The organism is Martinezella lusitana (genome assembly GCF_014207095.1).
Taxonomy (GTDB): domain Bacteria; phylum Pseudomonadota; class Alphaproteobacteria; order Rhizobiales; family Rhizobiaceae; genus Rhizobium; species Rhizobium lusitanum_B.
Genome location: NZ_JACHBG010000015.1, coordinates 79,362 through 101,376, shown reverse-complemented (window position 1 = coordinate 101,376; position 22,015 = coordinate 79,362). Strand labels below are relative to the sequence as shown.

Here is a 22,015-nt window from a genome sequence, read left to right as displayed (position 1 = left end):
CTTTAGATTATTAGAAATAACATCAATCTAGAGGCGTATTCCAGGGGCACCAAATGTTTTCAGTGATTGCATGCATCCGCGACGATCATGATATCAGGCTGATTTTTGTTGCCGCATTCACCTGCCTGATGGGCAGCCTCGCCACCATGCTACTTTTCGCACGCGCGCAGGAGTGCCGCTCGCATCAGCGCCGCTACTGGATCACCGCTGCGGCCTTTGCCAGCGGTGTCGGCATATGGGCGACGCATTTCATCGCCATGCTGGCATATCAGGACAGCATCCCCATCACCTATGCCGTGTCACCAACGTTGCTGTCGATGGTGTTTGCAATTCTCGGCTCATGGCTCGCCATCTCCGTCGCATTCGAGTGGGACAATTCGATCTCGTTCGCCTGTGGCGGCGTGTTGATGGCATTCGGCATCGGCGCCATGCACTTCACCGGCATGCAGGCCATAGAAACATCGGCCAAGCTCTCCTACAGCCTGCCACGTATTGTCGCGTCGGTTGCCGTCGGTATCAGCTTTGCTTCATTGGCCTTTGTCGCCTTTCGCAGGCTTCATCGCGTCAGGCGCATCGTTGTCGGCGCGCTCTTGCTGCTGTTGGCGATATGTTCGCTACACTTCACGGCGATGAGCGGTGTCGCGCTTACGCTGGAGACTGATGTGCCCTCGGAGGCGCTCGCCATCGACCGCAGCATCCTTGCCAGCATCGTCCTGGCGGCAGCCACGGCACTGATTCTCAGCTCTCTCGGCGCGATTTTCATCGATCGTCATCTCACCGATCTGCGTGGCTTTGCCAATGCGTCGCTGGAAGGGCTGCTGGTCCTCCGAGACGGCCGGATCATTGATGCGAACGAACGCTTCTTCACCATTTCCGGATGGTCCGCCCAGCAGGTGGTCGGTGCGGTGCCGGAAGCCTTTCTGACACTCGATCTGGAGGCCTGCACCGAAGCTGCCATTCCGCTTGAAACAACGCTTTCCGGTCGCGACGGCAAGGCCATTCCCGTCGAAACCGTGATCCGCTCCATTACATATCGCGGCCACGAATGCAGCGTACTCGTCGTGCGCGACCTGACGGAGCGGCGCCGGGCCCAGCAGATGATCGAGCATCTCGCCCATCACGACATATTGACAGATCTTCCCAATCGCTCGCTGTTCGACCAGCGCATGCGACAGGCGCTGCAGATGGCAAACCGCAAGCATGGCGAGGTCGCAGTCTTCTGCCTGGATCTCGATCGGTTCAAGGCGATCAACGATGTCTTCGGTCACGCCGAAGGCGACCGCCTTCTTTGCAGGGTCGCCGGCATCCTCCAGCGCGTGGCCGAGGAGGGCGATACGGTTGCAAGACTTGGCGGCGACGAATTCGCCATCATCCAGCCCATGCGCCAGCAGCCCGAGGCCGCCACGCGTCTTGCGGAGCGCATCTTGGTGGAATTCGCCGCGGAGATGGACACTGCCCGCGATCCGACGGCGGTTGGCGTCAGCCTTGGCATTGCGATCTTTCCGCGCGATGGCGCCAATGCCGAGCAGCTCTATGCGAATGCGGATACCGCGCTCTATCGCGCCAAGCGCGCCGGCCGCGGCCATGCCTGCTTCTTCGACGCCGAGATGGACAAGGCCGCCCGTATGCGCCGGCAACTTGAGAACGACTTGCGGCAAGCCATTCTGCGCAAGCAGCTCTATCTCGACTACCAGCCGATCTACGACGTCGGCAGCGATAGCGTCAGCGGTTACGAAGCCCTGTTGCGCTGGCGGCATCCGGACCGGGGGATCATCGAACCCGAGACGTTCATTCCTATCGCCGAGGAGAGCGGATCGATTGCGGCAATCGGCGAGTGGGTGCTGGAACAGGCGTGCCAGGAAGCGATGCGCTGGCGTCAGCCCGCGAGCGTCGCCGTCAATCTGTCGCCGCTGCAATTCATGATCCCGACCCTCTACGACCAGATCGAGCGCATCCTGCGAAAAACCGGGCTCGATCCGCGGCGGCTGGAGCTTGAAATCACTGAAGCAGCTCTGATGCGCGAACGCACGGCGGTCCTTGCGACGCTGCAGCGCCTGCACCGCCTCGGCGTTCGTGTGGTCATGGACGATTTCGGCACCGGCTTCTCCTCGCTCAGCAATCTGCGCGCATTCCCCTTCGACAAGATCAAGGTCGATCGCAGCTTCACCGGCGCACTCGAACATGATCCGGCGGCGCGCTCTATCGTCCGCGCGATCATCGGTCTCGGGCACAGTCTAAATATGCCCGTGGTGACGGAAGGCGTGGAGACGGAAATCCAGCGCCGCATCGTCATCGAGGAGGGGTGTGCCCAACTTCAGGGGATATTCTTCGGCAAGCCGGATATCGGGCCAAGCCAGCAGTTTCCCGACATGGACCGGGCGGCCGGATAGGATGGAACGCTTTCGGTGAAGCCGCGGAAACGCTCTGCGCGCTTTCCCCGCCACAACGCCGCGCGTCATTTATGACGCGCAAAGGTGCCGTAACACTTTAGACTTATGCAATAGTGCTTCAATCATGCTTGGCGTTGTCCAGAATGCGCCGGATATACTCCAGCAGCAGTTCGCGCTCGAAATTGCGAAAATCCTTGAGAAGCTCGGAATCAGTCGCGGTCGCCGCCTCGATGGCCTCGGCCTTCATCTCGCTTGCCTTCACCGTCAGGAAGATGAGTTGCGCCCGCTTGTCTGTTGGGTGCGGGCGGCGCTCCACCAGCCCGTCGCGTTCCATGCGGGACAACGTATTGGCCATCGTCGCCTGCTCGATATCGACCCGCTCCAGCAATTGCTTCTGCGTCAGCCCGTCTTCGGACCATAGTTCCAGCAGGATTGGAAACTGTCCGGGCGAGAAACCGAGCTTGTTCGCCCGTTGCAGCAACGAGCGAGAAAATACCTTCGCCAATTGACTGGCAAGGTAGGCTGCGGAGTCCATCCGATTAAATCCCATGATTGCAAGTATGCCGAGGATTCCGAAACAAGACAATCAGCAAATATTGGGTAGGGATCCGTTGGGAATCCTCAACTTCATGAGTGATTTACAATCTCTAAGGTTGTATTTTTCTCATGAAAAAGCCGCCATGGCCTGGAGGGCGCCATGGCGGCTCGAAAAAGGGGGACAAAGGCCCGGAGAGGGGATAGGCCTTTGTCCGAGTCTGACGTGGCGGGGGACAGGCCGGTTGTCAGACCCTCGGCGTATCAATCGCCGGTGAGTAACATTTGTGATTCCAAATATGGTTTTTCAAGGGAATGCGCAGATTAGATTGATTAAAAATTAGTAACGTTTCGGTGAGAGATCCGGCGCGCTCGTCAGCCTGCAAAACCAGAACTTTATATGGACGTTGGAGGTGCGCCACGCTATCCATGTCACCATGAAAAAAGGTGATCATCTCTTCCTCGTCGACGGCTCCGGTTTCATTTTCCGGGCCTTTCACGCCCTGCCGCCGCTGACGCGCAAGTCGGATGGATTGCCTGTAGGCGCCGTCTCCGGCTTCTGCAACATGCTGTGGAAGCTGCTGACCTCGGCGCGCGACACTTCGGTCGGGGTAACGCCCACCCATTTCGCCGTGATTTTCGACTATTCGTCGAAGACTTTCCGCAAGGAGATCTTCCCGGAATACAAGGCAAACCGCTCCGCACCGCCCGAGGAGCTGATCCCGCAATTCGGCCTCATCCGCGAGGCGACGCGCGCCTTCAATCTGCCCTGCATCGAGACTGACGGCTTCGAGGCCGATGACATCATTGCCACCTATGCCCGCCAGGCCGAGGCCGCCGGTTCCGATGTGACGATCATCTCGTCCGACAAGGATCTGATGCAGCTCGTCACCCCGATGGTCCATATGTATGACAGCATGAAGGACAAGCAGATCGGCATTCCCGACGTCATCGAGAAATGGGGCGTGCCGCCGGAGAAGATGATCGACCTGCAGGCTATGACGGGCGATTCGGTCGACAACGTCCCCGGCATTCCGGGCATCGGGCCTAAGACGGCGGCGCAGCTGCTTGAGGAATTCGGCGATCTCGACACGCTGCTGGCCCGCGCGGGCGAAATCAAGCAGCAGAAGCGTCGTGAAAACATCATTGCCAATGCCGAACTTGCCCGTATCTCCCGCCAGCTGGTGTCACTGCGGACTGACGTGCCGTTAGAACTGCCGCTCGACGCGTTGGTGCTGGAGCCGCAGAACGGCCCGAAGCTGATCGGTTTCCTGAAGGCGATGGAATTCACCTCGCTCACGCGCCGCGTCGCCGATGCCTGCGATTGCGATCCTGCGGCGATCGAGCCATCCGTCGTCAAGGTCGAGCTGGCTGACGGCGCGCATGGCCCGGATCTCGATGTCGGTGAAAATGTCGAACTCGTCGCCGGCAGCGAAGTGTCTGCCGAAGGAGCCTCTGTGCCAGTGCCGGCGGCAAAGCCGCGCCTGGCCGTCGAGGGACTGAGCGAGCCGGCCGACCTCGCTAATGCGCGTGCTGCAAGCTTTGCCACCGCACCGATCGATCATTCGAAATATGTGACCATCCGCGATGTCGCCACGCTCGATCAATGGATCGCCGATGCGCGCGAAACCGGCATCGTCGCCTTCGATACCGAGACGACGTCGCTCGATGTCATGCAGGCCGAAATCGTCGGCTTCTCGCTGGCGATCGCCGATAACCGCAATGATCCCACGGGCAGCTCCATCCGCGCCGCCTACGTCCCGCTTGCACACAAGACCGGCGTCGGCGACCTGCTCGGCGGCGGCATGGCGGAAAATCAGATTCCGCTTCGGGATGCCCTGGCGAGATTGAAGGTGCTGCTTGAGGATACATCCATCCTCAAGATCGCGCAAAACCTGAAATACGACTACCTGCTGATGAAGCGCTACGGCATCGAGACGAAGTCTTTCGATGATACGATGCTGCTGTCCTATGTACTCGATGGCGGCTCCAACGCCACTCACGGCATGGACAGCCTCTCCGAGCGGTGGCTCGGCCACAAGCCGATCGCCTACAAGGACGTGGCCGGCAGCGGCAAATCCAACGTCACCTTCGATCTCGTCGATATCGACCGCGCCACGGCCTATGCGGCCGAGGATGCTGATGTGACGCTACGCCTCTGGCTGGTGCTGAAGCCGCGGCTTGCGGCAGAGAAGCTCTCCGCCGTCTACGAGCGTCTGGAGCGGCCGCTCGTGCCGGTGCTTGCCCATATGGAGGAGCGCGGCATCACCATCGACCGGCAGATCCTGTCACGCCTTTCCGGCGAACTGGCGCAAGGCGCGGCGCGGCTGGAAGACGAGATCTACACGCTCGCCGGAGAGCGTTTCAACATCGGTTCTCCGAAGCAGCTCGGCGATATCCTCTTCGGCAAGATGGGGCTGGCCGGCGGCAGCAAAACCAAGACGGGCCAATGGTCGACCTCGGCGCAGGTGTTGGAAGATCTGGCCGCTGCCGGCTTCGATCTGCCGCGCAAGATCGTCGACTGGCGCCAGCTCACCAAGCTGAAATCGACCTATACCGACGCCTTGCCGGGATACGTCCATCCGCAGACGAAGCGCGTTCACACTTCCTACTCACTGGCATCGACCACGACCGGGCGCCTTTCCTCGTCGGAACCGAACCTGCAGAATATTCCGGTGCGCACGGCGGAAGGCCGCAAGATCCGCACCGCCTTCATCTCGACGCCGGGCCACAAGCTCGTCTCCGCCGACTACAGCCAGATCGAACTGCGCGTTCTGGCGCACGTCGCCAATATTCCGCAGCTGAAGCAAGCCTTCGAAGACGGCATCGATATTCACGCGATGACGGCCTCCGAGATGTTCGGCGTGCCGGTGGAGGGCATGCCGAGCGAGGTGCGCCGTCGTGCCAAGGCGATCAACTTCGGCATCATCTACGGTATTTCGGCCTTCGGCCTCGCCAACCAGCTCTCCATCGAGCGCTCGGAAGCAAGCGATTACATCAAGAAGTATTTCGAGCGCTTCCCCGGCATTCGCGATTATATGGACAGCACCAAGCAGACAGCGCGCGACAAGGGCTATGTCGAGACGATCTTCGGTCGCCGCATCCATTTCCCGGAAATCCGCTCCTCCAACCCGTCCGTCCGTGCCTTCAATGAGCGCGCCTCGATCAACGCGCCGATCCAGGGCTCGGCCGCGGATGTCATCCGTCGCGCCATGATCAAGATGGAGCCGGCGCTGGCTTCCGCCGGGCTTGGCGATCGCGTGCGCATGCTCTTGCAGGTGCATGACGAACTGATTTTCGAAGTCGAGGATGCCGATGTCGAGCGCACGACGCCGGTCATCGTCTCGGTCATGGAAAACGCCGCCCTGCCGGCCGTGGACATGGCCGTGCCTTTGAAGGTCGATGCGCGTGCCGCCAATAATTGGGATGAGGCGCACTGAGGCTGGCTATCTCGCCCCTTCGACAAGCTCAGGAGGGCGAGATTGGGCGGCTTCAGCGCTCTTATTTCCGGATCAGTGCTTCCAGCGCGGAAATGATGGCGGTTTCGGCTTCTTCGAGCGTGCCGCTATTGTCGATATCGGTGACATCGTAGCCGTCCTGAACGGCAAGCGTGCTGCGCTCCAGGCGTTTCAGCACATCCTCACGGCTTTCGCGGCCACGTGCCATCAGCCGTTCGGCCAGCACTTCCCGCCGCGCGGTGATGTTGATGACCTTTAGTCGCGGAAAGGCGGTCTGGAAATGGGGCAGCGCCGAGCGCGAGCCGTTGGCAATGACGAGATTGCCGCGTGCAAGTTCGTCGGCGACTTCGGCCGGGATGCCGTATTTCAGGCCATGCGCTTCCCAGGAGACGGCGAATGTGCCGGCCTGCTTCATCGCATCGAAATCCACATCGGAAACGCTTCTATGGTCTTCGTTGCCGGCATCGACCGCACGTGTGATAACACGGCGGACGAAGTGAACGTCGGGCCGGCCGGCAAAATGCCGAGCGGCGAGGTTCATCAGCGTATCTTTGCCGGCGCCGCTCGGGCCGACGACGACGGCGAGAACGCCGGCAGTCGCACTCGAAAGGCTGTCGTTAGCCGGCTCGAGATTGGCGTCCGTGCTCATGCGACCCGCCGTCCTTCGCGCCAGACGGAACGGGTGACCGGCACGCCATGATCGCGGCGAACGCGAACCAGGTCGGCGCGCAGGCCCTCTGCGATGCGGCCGCGATCGTCAAGGCTGACGGTTTTTGCCGGCGTTGCGGTGACCATGGCGATCGCCTGCGGCAGCGAAATGCTCTCGACTTCATCCGCAAGGATGAAGGGAGCATGCAGCAGGCTGAGCGGTACGTAGTCGGAAGAGAGCACGTCCAGCACGCCGAGTTCGGCCAGGTCGCGCGCTGCGATATTGCCGGAGTGCGACTTGCCGCGCACGATATTCGGCGCACCCATCAGAACGCTCATGCCGGCGCCATGCGAAGCCTTGGCCGCGTCGATGCTGGTCGGGAATTCCGCAAGACGGACGCCGTAGTGAATGGCTTCGTCGACATGGGCAAGCGTTGCGTCGTCATGGCTGGCGACGGTGATGCCGCGCTCGGAGCAGACCTTGGAAATCGCGTCGCGGTGCGGGGTCGCGTACTTCGCCGATTCTTCCTGACGCTTGGCAACGAACTTGGCAAAGGCCTCGTCGCTCAGGCCACGCTTCTTCTGGTAGTAGAAGATGTACTGGTCCATGGTCTGGAACTGGCGCTGGCCCGGTGCGTGATCCATCAGCGACACCAGGCGGACATAGGGGTCTTTCTCGAAGTCCTGGAAGTGATCGAGGACGTTGTCGGAGGAAACCTCGCAGCGCAGGTGGATCAGGTGGTCGGCGCGCAGACGGTCCTCGCGCTGGGCCGCCTGGATGGCATCGGCCATCTCGCGCATCTCGCCCTTCTCGAAGCCGCCGTCTTCATCAGAGCCCATGCGCAGGCAGTCGAACACGGTGGTGATGCCGGACGTGACGATCTGGGCATCGTGCGCCTGGATCGCCGACGTCTTGTGCCAGCGAACGCCCGGGCGCGGGGAGTAATGCGCTTCCAGATGGTCGGTATGCAGCTCCACCAGACCGGGGATCAGGTAATCGCCTTCGAAATCCTCGCCGATCACGGACTTGCCTTCGGAAATGTCGGCAATACGACCGTCACGGATCAGCACCGAGCCCTCGACGATCCTGTCTTCAAGGACGATGCGGGCGTTGGAAAGGACGGTTTCTTTGGTCATGTCGGATCTTTCATCATTGGAGCAATTCCAGCAAAAGTGCGAAGCGGTTTTGCTGGAATTGCTGAAAACGGAGCGATGGAGCATTCCCGCGACTGTGTTTGAAGCGGATAGCTCTAGCTGCCAGCAAGCGGCAGCCAGGAGCGGACGGTAAAGGGTGCCCCACGCTCTTCTTCGACGAAGATGGCAAGGCTGGAAATGGCGAGAGCTTTGCCGGAATGGTCGGCAAAGCGTTCGCGCAGGGTTTCGTGCATGTCGGCCTGACGCTCCGTTGGCACAGGCCCGGTCAGCGTCATGTGGAAGCGGAACTCGTCACTGACATAGGGATAGCCCCAGCGCAGCAGATGGGCGCGCTGTGGCTCCGTCAGCGCCTCCGGCTTGCGCCGGGCGATATCATGGTCCGAAAGCGGGGCGCGGAACGGCTCGAAGGTCTTGACGACGCTGAAGGCAAAATCCTGCAGCGGCTGATGCAGCGAGCCGGGCACGAGCGCGAAGAATGGGCCAAGCTGGCCGAGTACCAGCTCCGGAATCGTGAAGGCCTTGGTGCGCGAGGCGAAATCGGCGGCAACCTCAAGCAGGTCGCGCTCGTTCACCGAGGCGGCGAGCTCAAAGGGTGCCTTCAGCGTGGCATGGAAGCCGTAGCGGCGCGGATCGGCTGTCAGCTCGGCATGGCCTTCCGGCAGCGGACCCATGGCCTTGTCGGAAAAGATCTCATTGGAAAAAGCATCGCGGCCCAGCCAGCGGGCGGCCAGCGCAGTCAGCGAATCGTCTTTGGGCGGCGTGAAATAGAGAGCATAGCGCAAGGCTGTATTCCTTGGAAAAATCGGCTGCGCGCGACACTGTTGGGTGATTTGCGACAAACCGCAAGAGCAGCAAGACCGCAGCTGGTCGAATCCGGCTAAATCCGATTCGATCAATGCGGTCTTGTCGGGCCTGCGCTACCGGATTCCCGTGACAAAATGATGATGCGCTGCGATTTTCTCGCTCTTTTTTACTTGGCCCTCGTGCCCATCAGGCGCGACCGCAGGGCGTTGGAGGCGGCGTCGAATAGGAAGACGACGATGAGGATCAGCAGCACCATGTAGGCGACGTTCGCCCAGTTGGCATTGGTGCGCATCGCTTCCCAAAGCTTGAGGCCGATACCGCCGGCGCCGACGGCGCCGATGATGGTTGCGCCCCGCACATTCGATTCCCACTGGTAGAGCGTTTGGCTGACGATGACGGGAACGATCTGCGGCACGATGCCGTAACGCTGCACCAGGATCTGCGGCGAGCCCGTGGACTTCACCCCTTCGCGCGGCTTGTTGTCGATGTTCTCGAGGCCTTCGGAATAGAGCTTGCCGAGCGTACCCGTCTCCGTGAGGAAAATTGCGCCGCTGCCGGCGAGCGGGCCTGGGCCGAAGGCGCGGGTGAGGAACAGTGCCCAGATCAGCATGTCGACCGAGCGCAGGAAATCGAAGGAGCGCTTCAGGACCTGATTGAGCAGCCGGTTCGGCGTGATGTTGCGAGCCGCCATGAAAGCGAGCGGAAAGGCGGCGAGCGAACCGAGCAACGTACCGAGGAAAGCCATGACGATGGTCTGGAACAGCTTGGTCCAGACGTCGCCATGCTGCCAGGCGCCATTGTTCCAGATGTTGTCGAAGGCCAGCGAGAGATTGGACTGGTCGGGATCGAGACGCGGTCCGGAAACGATCAGGCTGACGACTTCGCTCGCCGGCTTGTCGAAGAAGGGCGAATGCGTATCGAAGACGAAATTGGCCCAGCCGAGGAAGCGTTTGCGGATCTTCACGCGATCGGTGGAAATGCTGACATCGCCGGCAAAGCCCATATTGGCGAGGATGTTGTCGTCATAGACAGTCATCCAGCTCGGCACCGGCTGCGAGCCGACGATTTTCGGAGCATTGCCCGTAATGTCGATCGGAATGGTTACACCATGCGCGGTCAGGATCGCTTGCGTCTTGGTGATCTCCACCGTCCGGCTGGTGCCGCTCACCGAAACGACCATGCTGCCGTCGGGATTGGTCGTCACCCAGCTGGGGTTGGGGTTGTCACCCAGCACCGAAAAGCGCGGATATTTGATGCTGATCTTGTCGCCGGAGATGCGGAACTCCGGCTGAACATCATAGCTGATCCACTGGCTGAGATAGATGCCGACGCGTTCCCAGCGTGCCTCCGAGAGGACCTTCGGCAGATCGAAGAACCATACGGCATAGATGCTGTAGAGGAGGACGCCGATGAAGACCATCAGCGCGCCATAACGCTGGCGGAAGGACCGATGAAAGACCTCCGGATAACGCGCTTCGATTTCCTGCATACGGCTGGCGTCGATGACGGACATGGGGAACCTCAATGCTGCAGAAGGAAGGCGTGTTCACCGACGAGACGACGGCGGAGCCACGCTGAGAACTGGTCGACGACAATGATCGTCGCGAAGAGCAGCAGCATCAGCGCCATGGTCTTGGCGCCGAAGCCGCGCGAGATCGCAAGCTTCAGCTCTTCGCCGATACCGCCGCCGCCGACGGCGCCGATGATGGTGGAGGCGCGAACGTTGATTTCGAGGCGCAGCAAGGCATAGGACATGAAGTTCGGCAGCACTTGGGGCAGAGCGGCAAAGCGCACGCGCTCGGTCCAGCTGGCACCGACGGCGCGCATGCCCTCATCCGGCTTCATGTCGATATTCTCGATGACTTCGTAGAACAGCTTGCCGAGCGCGCCGATCGTGTGAAGGCCGACGGCGATGATGGCCGCGATCGGGCCGATCGACAGGATGGCGGAAAACAGGCCGGCAATGACGATTTCCGGGAAGGCGCGCAGCAATTCCATGATGCGCTTGGCGATCAGGCGGATCGGATGCGACGGCGACAGGTTGCGCGCGGCAAAGAAGGCGAGCGGCACCGCGAAGACGAAACCGACAATGGTCGAGACCAGCGCGATGTTGATCGTGACGATCATCAGCTCGAAATATTCGGGGATGTAGAAATCGCCCCAGACATAGACGCGGCCGAGCGGAAAATTGAATTCCTCACCGCCGGCGCCGTTGGCGCCATTCGGGCTCGGCAGGTCGAAGAGGGCGCGATAGACGTCGGCCCAGTCCTTGGGAATGAGCCAGCTTACGAAGTCGAAGAGATGCGGCAAGCGCTCGAAGAAATGGCCGGCATTGCTTTCGTCGGCAAAGCGGACGGAACTGACGAAAGCGACGAGCAGGATGATAAGGCCGATTCCGGTGTAAAGACGGCGGCGGGCCACCATCTTGGTCCAGGCGTCGCCGATCTCCTTGGCGCCCTGAGGCGCGCTCTGCATGTTCGGGTGCGTATCGGCAATCGTCATGTAATCCTGCCTTTGTGAATAGCAAAAGGGCGGCCGTCGCCAGCCGCCCAGTTATCGGAATGCGGATTAGCCGCCGATAGCAGCCTTACGAACATCGATAACGGCGTTGTAGAAGTCCGGGGTAACCTTGACGTAGCCCTTGAAGTCGCCGCCTTCGATGGCGTTGAAGCACTTGGCGTCCGTGGTCGGCAGCTTCAGGAAGAAGTCGGCCAGCTTGGCCTGCCATTCGGTGCCGAGAGCGTTACGAACGACGAGCGGGCCGTTCGGGATCAGCGGCGAGCGCCATACTTCGACCAGCTTGTTTGGGTCGACGGTGCCCTTGTCGACAGCCTTGCGGAAGGTGCCGGAGGTGAAGCCGTCCTTGAAGTCGCCGATGCCCGAGGAGTCGTCGACAGCAACGTCGACCTTGCCGTCGTAAGCGGCGAGCAGGTTGTTCTCATGGCCGCCGTTGAACTGGGTCGAAGCGAAGAACTTGTCGTTCGGAGCGCCGGTGGTCTTCGGAATCTGCGTCAGCGGAACGAGGTAGCCCGAGGTGGAGTCCGGATCGGCGTAGCCGAGCTTCTTGCCCTTGGCGTCGGCGATCGTCTTGATGCCGGAAGACTTCAGAGCGAGGCCGATGGAGTAGTAGCCGGTCGCGCCGTCGGTCTGCTGGGTGGTCAGGATCGGGGTAACGGCCTTCGGGTCTTTGATGGCGACGGCTGCGTAGCCGGAAGCGCCAAGTTCTGCGAAGTCGAGCGTGCCGCCGAGCAGACCCTGGATAACGCCGTTATAGTCAGCGGCCGGGAACAGCGAAACCTTCTCGAAACCGAACTCCTTCTTCAGGTGGTCGGAAAGGCAGGCGTAGTTGCGCAGGCGGTCGGCTTCGTTTTCGCCGCCGAGAATGCCGACGCGGAATTCCTTGAGGTCTGCAGCGTTGGCGCCGCCAACGAGCGCGAGAAGCGCCGTAGCCGCAAGAAGAGTCTTCTTCAACATTGGGTTCGTCTCCTGATTAACCGGTGTCCCCGGATGCCTTCGGTCTAGAAGAAATGTGCCCTTGACGCGGGCTCTCGATCCCGGCCGTCTCTCTCAGAGACCGGCCAGCGCCAGCGGTTGCGGGCCAGCAGATTCAGTTGCCGCGGCTTGCGCGGCCGGATCGGCGAAGTTGATTGCGGTCGACGTCATGGTCTCGTCGATGCCGGCGCCGTCCTTGTCGGTTCCATAGATTTCCTTGACGGCAGCGGCCGTCAGTTCGGATGCCTTGCCGTCGAAGACGACGCGGCCGGCCGCCATGCCGATGATGCGTTCGCAATAGTTGCGGGCAGTATCCAGCGTGTGCAGGTTGGTGATGACGGTGATGCCTTCGCGCTCATTGATGTCGCGCAGCGCATCCATGACGATCTTGGCGTTCAGCGGGTCGAGCGAAGCGATCGGCTCGTCGGCCAGCATCATCTTCGGCTGCTGCATCAAGGCGCGGCAGATGGCGACGCGCTGCTGCTGGCCGCCTGAAAGCGTGCCGGCCATCTGCAGGGCCGTCTGTTCGATGCCGAGCCGTTCGAGAGCGGCAATCGCTTCAATGCGTTCCTCGCGGGTGAAGACGGAGAGCAGGCTCAGAACGGTGGAGCGCTGGTTCAGGCGGCCAAGCATGACGTTGGTGAGCACGTCGAGGCGCGGAACCAGGTTGAACTGCTGGAAGATCATGGCGCAGTCGCGCTGCCAGCTGCGCAGCGCACGGCCCTTGAGCTTGGAAACCTCGACGCCGGAGAAATGGATGGAGCCGGAACTCGGATCGGCCAGGCGGTTGATCATGCGCAGCAGCGTCGACTTGCCGGCGCCGGAACGGCCGATGATGCCGACCATCTGGCCCTGGGGTATGTTCAAAGTCACGGAATCCACAGCGAGCTTGTTGCCAAACCGGCGCGAGACATTCCTGAGTTCGAACATAATGCTTCCCTTTCGCGGCTGCCGGGCTGCAAAAAATCAGCGTTACCGGTGCTAAGAATGGGCGCACGCCCCTGCCTCGAAGGGAGTTTCAAGGGGGCCGGCGCCAACCACAAGGCAACCGATTAGTCCCGCTTCATGAAGCTCCAATGTCAGTTTTATGTAAGTGCTGTTACAATTCGCCCCGATTTTACACGTTTGAGGACTGAATCCTTCGGTTGTCCTCAGTCGTCAAATAAACCGGTAGGTAAGCCGTCCATACTGACGGTGTTTTTCTCACGCCAATACTCTTCTATGCCATCGGGCCCCTTTGCATTGGCCCAGTTGTCGAGGCTTGGTCTTTCGCCTTCATAGTTGAAGAGCGGCACGCCGAAGCCGCAGGACGTCTGCACGAGATCGATATCCAGCCACACGATCTGTCGCGCGCCCAGCGGCTCGTCTCCGTCATAATGCGTGTACAGCAATTCCCTGTATTCCGGCGATGGCCGACGGATGATCCTGCCGCGGCCGTAGAGGCGAAGGATCATCGGCGGCCCTTCCATCGCGCAGAACATGATGGTCAGCCGCCCGTCGGCCTTCATGTGAGCCGAAGTCTCGTTGCCGCTGCCGGTGCGGTCGAGATAGATGGCCGTGTTCGGGGAGATGATGCGCAGGCAGAGCGTTTCGCGCGGCGAGATGTTGACCCGTGAGGCTGCCGTGGCGGATGCCGTGAAGAAGATGTGCTGCCGCGCGATGAAATCGCGCAGCCTGTCGTCGATACTGGAAAACTGCTTTGCCATGAACAACTCCTCCCTTAAACCGGGCTAGACAGATCGCTTGAGGCTGAAACGCCCGCGGGTCTCGCGCAAGCCCGGCTCGGGCGGAAAGCGTCCTCAGGCAGCGTAGCGATCCAAAAAATCTTCCACAGACAGGGCGCGGAAGTCGGCAAGCGCCGTGCGAAGGCGGTCGTGGTCCCAGTCCCACCAGGCAAGCTTGTCCATGCGAGCCCCGACTTCCGCCGTAAAGCGTTCGCGGATCAGCTTTGCCGGCACACCGCCGACGATCGTGTAGGGCGCGACGTCCTTCGAGACGACGGCGCCTGCGCCGATGACCGCACCGTTGCCAACCGCGACACCCGGCAGGATGGTGGCGCCATGACCGATCCATACGTCGTGACCGATGACGACGCGATTGTCGCGCCGCCAGGTGAAGAAATCCGTCTCCATATCGGCATCCGGCCAGTAGTCGGCGGCACGATAGGTGAAATGGTGCAGCGTGGCGCGCCATGTCGGATGATTGGTGGCGTTGATGCGCACGGCGGCCGCGATGTTGACGAACTTGCCGATCGTTGCGCACCAGATGGCGCCATCCTGCATGATGTAGGAATAGTCGCCGATCTCGACTTCGTCGATGCGGCAGCGGTCGGAGACTTCAGTATAGCGGCCGAGCGTCGAATTGTTGACGCTGGCCGAAGGGCTGATGAAGGGCGTCTCGCCCAGTTTCCGGCTCATGCTGCTGCCTTCCTCGGCGAAAACTGTGAAACGTCGAGAATACGGCTGCCGACGGCCTCGCGGACTTCCTCATCATGGAAGATGCCGAGAAGCGCGACGCCCGCCTGCTTCTTCTTCTCGATCATGTCGACGACGACGGCCCGGTTTTTGGCATCGAGCGACGCCGTGGGTTCGTCGAGCAGCAGGATGGCGTGGTCCGTGATGAAGCCGCGTGCGATGTTGACGCGCTGCTGCTCGCCGCCGGAGAAGGTGGCGGGCGGCAGCTGCCAAAGCTCCTGCGGCAGGTTCAGCTGTGCGAGCAGACCGGCCGCCTTTTCGCGGGCATCCGCAGCGTTTACGCCACGGGCCAGCAACGGCTCGGCAACGACGTCGATGGCGGCGACGCGTGGCACGGTGCGCAGGAACTGGCTGACATAGCCCATGGTTTGCCGGCGAACTTCAAGCACCGTGCGCGGGTCGGCGGTGGCGAGATCGACGATCTTGCCCTTGTGCGCAACGAGGATCTGGCCGTTGTCGACGGCGTAATTGCCGTAGATCATTTTCAGCAGCGAGCTCTTGCCGATGCCGGAGGGACCGCCGAGCACGACGCATTCGCCTGATGCGACCGAGAAAGAGACATCGGCGACGACTGGCAGGCGCAGGCCGTCGCGCAGGTGCATGGTGAAGCTTTTGAAAACTTCGGAAACGACGAGTGGAGTTGCCATGATACTTCCTCAGACCTGCAGGATCGAAGAGACGAGCAGTTGCGTATAGGGTTCGCGCGGATCGTCGAGCACCCGGTCGGTCAGGCCGTGTTCGATGACGTATCCATCCTTCATCACCATCATGCGATGCGACAGAAGTCGGGCGACGGCGAGATCGTGCGTGACGATGATGGCCGACAGGCCGAGATCGTTGACGAGGCCGCGCACCAGGTCGAGCAGACGCGCTTGTACCGAAACGTCGAGGCCGCCGGTCGGCTCGTCCATGAATACCAGGCGCGGGCCGGTCACCAGATTGCGGGCGATCTGCAGGCGCTGGCGCATGCCGCCGGAGAAGGCGCGCGGCTGGTCGTCGATACGGTCAGCATCGATCTCGACCCGCTCCAGCCAGTCGATGGCCGTGTTGCGGATATTACCATAGTGGCGGTTGCCGATCGCCATCAGTCGTTCGCCGACATTGGCGCCGGCCGAGACCGTCATGCGCAGGCCGTCGGCCGGGTTCTGATGCACGAAGCCCCAGTCGGTGCGCATCAGGAAGCGACGCTCGGCCTCGTTCATGCGGAAGAGATCGCGATAGGTCTCGTCGCGCATATGGTACTCGACGCTGCCCGTCGTCGGCAGCAGCCGGGTCGAGATGCAGTTAAGCAGCGTCGTCTTGCCGGAGCCGGATTCGCCGACGATCGCCAGCACTTCGCCGGGCCATAGCTCGAAGGACACGTCACGGCACCCGATACGGCTGCCGTAGAATTTCGAGATGTCCTTGACTTTCAGAAGCGGTGTATCGGTCATTCGGCAGCCTCCTTGCTACCAGGCAATCCATCGGCTGCAAGCCCATTTGGTGCCAGCATAGGGCCGACATGACCATGGGCACGGCGGTCCTCGCAGAAATCGGTGTCGGAGCAGACGAACATACGCCCGCCCTTGTCGTCGAGGATCACCTCGTCGAGATAGACCTGCTCGGCGCCGCAAAGAGTACAGGGCTTGTCGAAGCGCTGGACCTCGAAAGGATGGTCCTCGAAGTCGAGGCTGACGACTTCGGTATAGGGCGGCACGGCATAAATCCGCTTCTCACGTCCCGCGCCGAAGAGCTGCAGCGCATCGGACTGATGCATTTTCGGATTGTCGAACTTCGGCGTCGGCGACGGGTCCATGACGTAGCGTCCCGCAACCTTGACCGGATAGGCATAGGTCGTGGCGATACGGCCGTTACGGGCGATGTCTTCGTAGAGCTTCACATGCATGAGGCCGTATTCCTCAAGCGCGTGCATCTTGCGGGTCTCGGTTTCGCGCGGCTCCAGATAGCGCAGCGGCTCTGGGGTCGGCACCTGATAGACGAGCACCTGGTTCGGGCCGAGCTTGGTTTCTGGGATGCGATGACGCGTCTGGATGATGGTCGCCTCTTCCGTGCGGGTGGTGACCGCCACATTGGCGACCTTCTGGAAGAAGGCGCGGATCGAGACGGCATTGGTCGTGTCGTCGGCACCCTGGTCGATGACCTTCAGCACGTCCTGCGGCCCGATGATCGCCGCCGTCAGCTGAACGCCGCCGGTGCCCCAGCCGTAGGGCATCGGCATTTCGCGCGAGGCGAAGGGCACCTGATAGCCGGGGATGGCGATTGCCTTCAGGATGGCGCGGCGGATCATCCGCTTGGTCTGCTCGTCGAGATAGGCGAAGTTGTAGGTGGCGAGTTCGGTCATTCGGCTGCCTCCGTCATGGGATCCATGCCGCTGTCGCGAGCGGCCTCGAAATCGCGGCGCATCCGCCGCACCAGGTCGAGTTCGGCCTGGAAGTCGACATAGTGCGGCAGCTTCAGATGTTCGACGAAGCCGGTCGCCTGCACGTTGTCGGAGTGGGAGATGACGAACTCTTCGTCCTGTGCCGGCGCAGTAATGTCTTCACCGAACTCGTCGGCACGCAGCGCACGGTCGACCAGCGACATGGCCATGGCCTTGCGTTCGCTCTGGCCGAAGACCAGGCCGTAGCCGCGGGTAAACTGCGGCGGCGCCTTGGCCGAACCCTTGAACTGGTTGACCATCTGGCACTCGGTCACCTGGATGCGGCCGAGCGAGACGGCAAAGCCGAGTTCCGGCACGTCGAGTTCCACTTCCACTTCGCCGATGCGGATTTCGCCGGTGAAGGGATGCGTGCGGCCATAGCCACGCTGCGTCGAATAGCCGAGCGCCAGCAGGAAGCCTTCGTCGCCGCGGGCGAGCGCCTGCAGGCGAAGATCGCGGCTCATCGGGAACTCCAGCGGCTTGCGCGTCAGATCGCCGATTTCATGATCGACCGGCATGGCGCCGTCGCCCTCGATCAACCCTTCCTGGTCGAGAATTTCAGAAACGCGCATGACGCGGCCCTCTTCGGCCGGCCGCTGCATCGGTTCGTCCACCTCCTCGTCGGTCAAAAGGCTCGGGTCGAGCAGGCGGTGCGTATAGTCGAAAGTCGGGCCGAGAAGCTGGCCGCCGGGCAAATCCTTGTAGGTTGCCGAGATGCGGCGTTCGATCTTCATTGCTGCGGTGTCGAGTGGCTGGGAGTAGCCGAAGCGCGGCAGTGTCGTACGGTAGGCGCGCAGCAGGAAGATCGCTTCGATCATGTCGCCACGCGCCTGGCGGACGGCAAGTGCCGCCAGCGTGCGGTCATAGAGCGAGGCTTCGGCCATGACGCGATCGACGCCGAGTGCGAGCTGCTCGACGATCTGGTCGATGCCAACAGCAGGCAGCGAACGGTCGCCGCGGCGACGGTCGGCCAGCAGCCGGTGGGCATTGGCGATGGCGGCTTCGCCACCCTTTACGGCAACATACATATGTCACATCTCCGTCGCGATGATCTTGGTGGTGCGCGGCAGGCAGAGGAACTGCCGGCCGGCGGTCAGAACGAGGTCCGCACCGCGCGGGAAGAGGGCGCGATTGTCGTTCCAGATGCGAAGGAAGCTGTCCGGCAGGCCTACGGGAGCGATCATGCTGACGCCGTTGATGCCCGGGCCGGAAAGCGCCAGATCCTTGCCGCCTTCGAAGCTTTCGATCTCAAGAATGATGGTCGTCGAGCGATCGGGATATTCCTGAGTGCCGATGCCGAACTGGTTGAAGGAGGACAGCGCCATGCCGGTCTCGATGAAAGCGAAGGCCGCTTCGAGCCGTTCCTGGATAATCGGCGCCCCGGTATGGAAGCTCAGCCATTCCGGCAGGCTCGACCGTCCAAGGCTGGTGGAGAGCCAGACCGGCGTGTCGTGATCGCAAAGTGTAAGCCCGATCGCGCCGGCGGCGATGCCGAGCGGCGCCGGAGGTGCGACCTCGGTCGAGATGGTCTGCAAGGTGCCGGGGCGGGCCATTGCATCCATCATCAACTTGAAGACGCTCTGCCCGTCGAAAACCGGGTCGGCGAAGCCGCCCGTCAATGCATCGTTGCCGAAGGTGGAGGTGGTGAGGCTCATCAGTCTTCTCCGCGAACCATGGTGAAGAAATCGACGCGGGTCGCAGCCGTCTCTTCGGCGCGTTTGCGGTCATATTCGGCGATGCGCTCGGTGACCGGCAGCAGGATCGTCTTCTCGACGAACTCCTTAGTGGCCGACTGCTGCCAAAGGGCATCGAAGATGGCTGAGAGACGAGCCTTGTCGCGATCCGTGCCCAGCGCATGGGCGTGACCGATCGTGCCGGATACCAGCCGGATGGTGGCGCGGGTCACCGTGACCTCACCGAGATTGAAGGGCGAGCCGCCGCCGCCGATACGGCCGCGTACCATGACCAGCCCCGTTTCCGGGCCGCGCACCGGCTGCACCACCGGCTTGCTCGGCAATGCCTCCCACGCCGCTTCTAGCTCGTCGCGCTCGGCCTGCGCCAGAAGATCGGCAACGCGCTTGCGTTCCCGGCGCTCCTGTGCGGCTGCTTCCTGCCTCTGTGCTGAATTCATCGCATCTTCCTCTAAATGTCTATTGATATAGACAACCATACAATGTAGATTTATATCTATTGGTGAGTCGTGACAAGCGTGTGACAGGGCGAGTGGGCGAGATGGTAGGGCAGAAGATACAGAGGCAGACGGGCGTGGCGCTCTGGCGGCAGATCGCCGACAGGATTCGCACGTCGATCAGCCACGGTGATTTTGACGAGACGGGCATGGTACCGCCGGAAACGACGCTGGCGCTGCAGTTCGGCGTCAACCGGCACACGATCCGCAGCGCGCTTGGCGCGCTGGCGCAGGAGGGTATAGTCCGGGCGGTGCAGGGGCGCGGCACGCTGATCGAGCGCAAGGAGCGGCTGAGCTTCCCGATCTCCAAGCGTACGCGCTTCTCGCAAGGGATCGGCGATCAGGTGCGCGAAACCCGTAGCGTCCTGCTTGCCTCCAGTGAGGAGCCGGCAAATGCGGAACTTTCCGGGCAGCTCAAGGTCGATGTCGGCACAAAACTTGTGCGCTTGGAAACGCTCGGCCAGGCGGATCATCGCCCGGTATCGCGCGCCACCAGCTGGTTCCCGGCCGACCGTTTCGGCGATATCGCCGAGATCTACCGGACGACCGGATCGATCACTAAGGCTTTTCGGGAATTAGGCGTGCCGGACTATGTGCGCGTCGTCACCGAGATCACGGCGACTCATGCCGACGAAAGCGACCTGAGCGATCTGCAATTATCTCCGGGCGCCATCGTTCTGGTCGCCCAGGCGCTCAATGCGGATCTCGACGATGTCCCGGTGCAATATTCGATTTCCCGCTTCGCCGCCGACAGGGTGCGCTTTACGGTCGAGAATTGAGGCTGCGAAGCAATCTCTGGAAGATCGTCCCTTTCCCCGTCAAGCGGGGAGAGGGCTAGGCTGAGGGGGCCTCAGGCCCGAATGCTTGCGCTCAATGCGCGCCGGACATGTCGCCGAGGACTTCCTTCGAGGCGACGGTGGAATCGGCCTTGAGCTTGTAGACCATCGGTACGCCGGTCGCGAGGTTCAGCTCGAGGATCTGCGCCTTGCTGAGGCGGTCGAGAACCATGACAAGCGAGCGCAGCGAGTTACCGTGAGCGGCGACCAGCACGTTCTGGCCGGCAAGCACGCGGGGCAGGATTTCCGTCAGGTAGTAGGGCCAGACGCGCGCGCCGGTGTCGCGCAGGCTCTCGCCGCCGGGCGGCGGAACGTCGTAGGAGCGGCGCCAGATGTGAACCTGCTCTTCGCCCCACTTGGCGCGGGCGTCGTCCTTGTTCAGACCGGAGAGATCGCCGTAGTCGCGCTCGTTCAGCGCCTGATCCTTGATGGTTTCGAGGCCGGGTTGGCCGATTTCATCAAGGATGATCTTCAGCGTGTGCTGGGCGCGTGTGAGATCCGAGGTGAAAGCGATATCGTATTTGATGCCGTAGTCGGCCAGAGCCTTGCCGCCGGTCTTGGCTTCTTCGACGCCAAGCGCGGTCAGATCCGGGTCCTTCCAGCCGGTAAAGAGATTCTTCAAATTCCAGTCGCTCTGCCCGTGGCGAACGAGAACGAGAGTACCGCTCATAATATTTCTCCTTGATAGAGCAGTTCCAGGAAAAGCGCCTAGCGGCTTTCCGTCGGGAACTGCGAGACAATAAAAGGCTGGGCGGATCGGCAGTTCCGTGCCGGCCCGCTCCGGGGTCGGATCAGCATGTGGCGAGCCCGAGGACGTCGAGCATGGAATAGAAGCCGGGCTTCTTGTCGCGCGCCCAGAGCGCTGCCTGCAGCGCGCCGCGCGCAAACAGCGACCGGTCGCCGGCATTGTGCGACAATGTCAGCCGCTCGCTCTCGCTGGCGAAGATCACCGAGTGATCACCGACCACGCCGCCGCCGCGCAGGGTTGCAAAGCCGATCGTGCCGGCCGGGCGCGGGCCGGTGTGGCCATCGCGGACCCGTACGGAATTGTCGTTGAGGTCGACGCCACGGCCCTTGGCCGCAGCCTGGCCGAGCAGCAGTGCCGTGCCCGAGGGCGCATCGACCTTGTGGCGATGATGCATCTCCAGCACTTCGATATCCCAGTCGTTTGAAGGCAATGCACGGGCCGCCTGCTCGACGAGCACGCTCAAAAGATTGATGCCGAGGCCCATATTGCCCGATTTGACGATGCGGGCATGGCGCGCGGCTGCCTTGAACTTGGCTTCGTCCTCGTCCGAGCATCCGGTCGTGCCGATGATGTGGACGATGCGCGCCTGCGCGGCGAGGCCGGCAAAGGTGACGCTTGTTGCCGGCGTCGTGAAGTCGATGACGCCTTCGGCATGGAGAAACGCAGCGAGCGGATCGTCGGTCACGGAAATGCCGATCGGGCCGAGCCCGGCGATCTCACCGGCATCCTTGCCGATGAAGGCGGAGCCCGGACGCGCGACTGCAGCATGCAGGGTTACGCCATCGGTGGCGTGGATGAGCCGGATCAGAGCCTGTCCCATGCGGCCCGCCGCGCCAACCACCACCAGCTTCATCGCATCGTCGCTCATA

21 protein-coding genes are annotated in these 22,015 nt (G+C 61.8%); 3 read left to right on the top strand and 18 right to left on the bottom strand.

What is annotated here, in order from left to right:
• Window positions 1-53: 53 nt before the first annotated feature.
• Entirely contained in the window at window positions 54-2,390 is a 2,337-nt protein-coding gene (locus GGD46_RS24200) for an EAL domain-containing protein (RefSeq protein ID WP_184708775.1), read from the top strand.
• A gap of 118 nt (window positions 2,391-2,508) precedes the next feature.
• Here GGD46_RS24200 and GGD46_RS24195 read toward each other — a convergent pair whose 3' ends face one another.
• On the bottom strand, window positions 2,509-2,925 hold the full coding sequence (locus GGD46_RS24195) for a MarR family winged helix-turn-helix transcriptional regulator (RefSeq protein WP_184708773.1): 417 nt from the start codon (window positions 2,923-2,925) through the stop codon (window positions 2,509-2,511).
• Between the two features lie 436 nt (window positions 2,926-3,361).
• Here GGD46_RS24195 and polA point away from each other — a divergent pair, with 436 nt between their 5' ends.
• Window positions 3,362-6,364 (top strand): DNA polymerase I, encoded by a 3,003-nt coding sequence (polA, locus tag GGD46_RS24190; RefSeq protein WP_184708840.1) that lies wholly within the window; start codon window positions 3,362-3,364, stop codon window positions 6,362-6,364.
• 61 nt (window positions 6,365-6,425) lie between these two features.
• On the opposite strand, the gene phnN is transcribed toward polA, so the two are convergent.
• The 15 genes from phnN to phnG form a co-directional block, all read right to left on the bottom strand.
• Window positions 6,426-7,031 (bottom strand): phosphonate metabolism protein/1,5-bisphosphokinase (PRPP-forming) PhnN, encoded by a 606-nt coding sequence (gene phnN / locus GGD46_RS24185; RefSeq protein WP_184708771.1) that lies wholly within the window; start codon window positions 7,029-7,031, stop codon window positions 6,426-6,428.
• Window positions 7,028-8,167 carry an alpha-D-ribose 1-methylphosphonate 5-triphosphate diphosphatase gene (locus tag GGD46_RS24180; RefSeq protein WP_184708769.1) on the bottom strand — a complete coding sequence of 380 codons (1,140 nt, stop codon included), beginning with the start codon at window positions 8,165-8,167 and terminating at the stop codon, window positions 7,028-7,030. Before GGD46_RS24180 ends, phnN begins: the two co-directional genes overlap by 4 nt.
• Before the next feature lie 113 nt (window positions 8,168-8,280).
• The gene (locus GGD46_RS24175; protein WP_184708767.1) at window positions 8,281-8,967 is read right to left on the bottom strand and encodes a DUF1045 domain-containing protein; all 687 of its coding nucleotides are present in this window, start codon (window positions 8,965-8,967) and stop codon (window positions 8,281-8,283) included.
• A gap of 188 nt (window positions 8,968-9,155) precedes the next feature.
• A complete protein-coding gene (phnE, locus tag GGD46_RS24170) occupies window positions 9,156-10,502 on the bottom strand; it encodes a phosphonate ABC transporter, permease protein PhnE (RefSeq protein WP_184708765.1) in 1,347 nt (448 codons plus the stop codon).
• An 8-nt stretch (window positions 10,503-10,510) separates the two neighbouring features.
• The gene (gene phnE, locus GGD46_RS24165; RefSeq protein WP_184708763.1) at window positions 10,511-11,491 is read right to left on the bottom strand and encodes a phosphonate ABC transporter, permease protein PhnE; all 981 of its coding nucleotides are present in this window, start codon (window positions 11,489-11,491) and stop codon (window positions 10,511-10,513) included.
• Between the two features lie 66 nt (window positions 11,492-11,557).
• Window positions 11,558-12,463, bottom strand: a complete 906-nt coding sequence (gene phnD, locus GGD46_RS24160) for a phosphonate ABC transporter substrate-binding protein (protein WP_184708761.1) — start codon at window positions 12,461-12,463, stop codon at window positions 11,558-11,560.
• Window positions 12,464-12,556: 93 nt separating this feature from the next.
• Entirely contained in the window at window positions 12,557-13,411 is an 855-nt protein-coding gene (gene phnC, locus GGD46_RS24155; RefSeq protein WP_184708759.1) for a phosphonate ABC transporter ATP-binding protein, read from the bottom strand.
• Window positions 13,412-13,632: 221 nt separating this feature from the next.
• Window positions 13,633-14,187, bottom strand: coding sequence for a pyridoxamine 5'-phosphate oxidase family protein (locus tag GGD46_RS24150; protein WP_184708757.1), 555 nt, complete (start codon window positions 14,185-14,187; stop codon window positions 13,633-13,635).
• Window positions 14,188-14,280: 93 nt separating this feature from the next.
• Window positions 14,281-14,898 (bottom strand): DapH/DapD/GlmU-related protein, encoded by a 618-nt coding sequence (locus GGD46_RS24145; protein WP_184708755.1) that lies wholly within the window; start codon window positions 14,896-14,898, stop codon window positions 14,281-14,283.
• The gene (gene phnL, locus GGD46_RS24140) at window positions 14,895-15,602 is read right to left on the bottom strand and encodes a phosphonate C-P lyase system protein PhnL (RefSeq protein WP_184708753.1); all 708 of its coding nucleotides are present in this window, start codon (window positions 15,600-15,602) and stop codon (window positions 14,895-14,897) included. Before phnL ends, GGD46_RS24145 begins: the two co-directional genes overlap by 4 nt.
• 9 nt (window positions 15,603-15,611) lie before the next feature.
• A complete protein-coding gene (gene phnK / locus GGD46_RS24135) occupies window positions 15,612-16,388 on the bottom strand; it encodes a phosphonate C-P lyase system protein PhnK (protein WP_184708751.1) in 777 nt (258 codons plus the stop codon).
• Entirely contained in the window at window positions 16,385-17,296 is a 912-nt protein-coding gene (locus GGD46_RS24130) for an alpha-D-ribose 1-methylphosphonate 5-phosphate C-P-lyase PhnJ (RefSeq protein WP_184708749.1), read from the bottom strand. Before GGD46_RS24130 ends, phnK begins: the two co-directional genes overlap by 4 nt.
• Window positions 17,293-18,402 (bottom strand): carbon-phosphorus lyase complex subunit PhnI, encoded by a 1,110-nt coding sequence (locus tag GGD46_RS24125; protein WP_184708747.1) that lies wholly within the window; start codon window positions 18,400-18,402, stop codon window positions 17,293-17,295. Before GGD46_RS24125 ends, GGD46_RS24130 begins: the two co-directional genes overlap by 4 nt.
• A gap of 3 nt (window positions 18,403-18,405) precedes the next feature.
• On the bottom strand, window positions 18,406-19,029 hold the full coding sequence (phnH, locus tag GGD46_RS24120; protein ID WP_184708745.1) for a phosphonate C-P lyase system protein PhnH: 624 nt from the start codon (window positions 19,027-19,029) through the stop codon (window positions 18,406-18,408).
• Window positions 19,029-19,505: a phosphonate C-P lyase system protein PhnG gene (gene phnG / locus GGD46_RS24115; protein ID WP_184708743.1), complete on the bottom strand. Its 477-nt coding sequence runs from the start codon at window positions 19,503-19,505 to the stop codon at window positions 19,029-19,031. The genes phnH and phnG overlap by 1 nt, the downstream gene beginning before the upstream one ends.
• 101 nt (window positions 19,506-19,606) lie before the next feature.
• Between phnG and phnF the strand changes: the two genes are divergently transcribed.
• Window positions 19,607-20,341, top strand: a complete 735-nt coding sequence (gene phnF, locus GGD46_RS24110; RefSeq protein ID WP_184708741.1) for a phosphonate metabolism transcriptional regulator PhnF — start codon at window positions 19,607-19,609, stop codon at window positions 20,339-20,341.
• A 91-nt stretch (window positions 20,342-20,432) separates the two neighbouring features.
• On the opposite strand, the gene GGD46_RS24105 is transcribed toward phnF, so the two are convergent.
• Complete coding sequence (locus tag GGD46_RS24105) at window positions 20,433-21,068, bottom strand: 2,3-bisphosphoglycerate-dependent phosphoglycerate mutase (protein WP_184708739.1); 636 nt, start codon at window positions 21,066-21,068, stop codon at window positions 20,433-20,435.
• 121 nt (window positions 21,069-21,189) lie between these two features.
• On the bottom strand, window positions 21,190-22,014 hold the full coding sequence (gene dapB, locus GGD46_RS24100) for a 4-hydroxy-tetrahydrodipicolinate reductase (protein WP_184708737.1): 825 nt from the start codon (window positions 22,012-22,014) through the stop codon (window positions 21,190-21,192).
• Between the last annotated feature and the right edge of the window lies 1 nt (window position 22,015).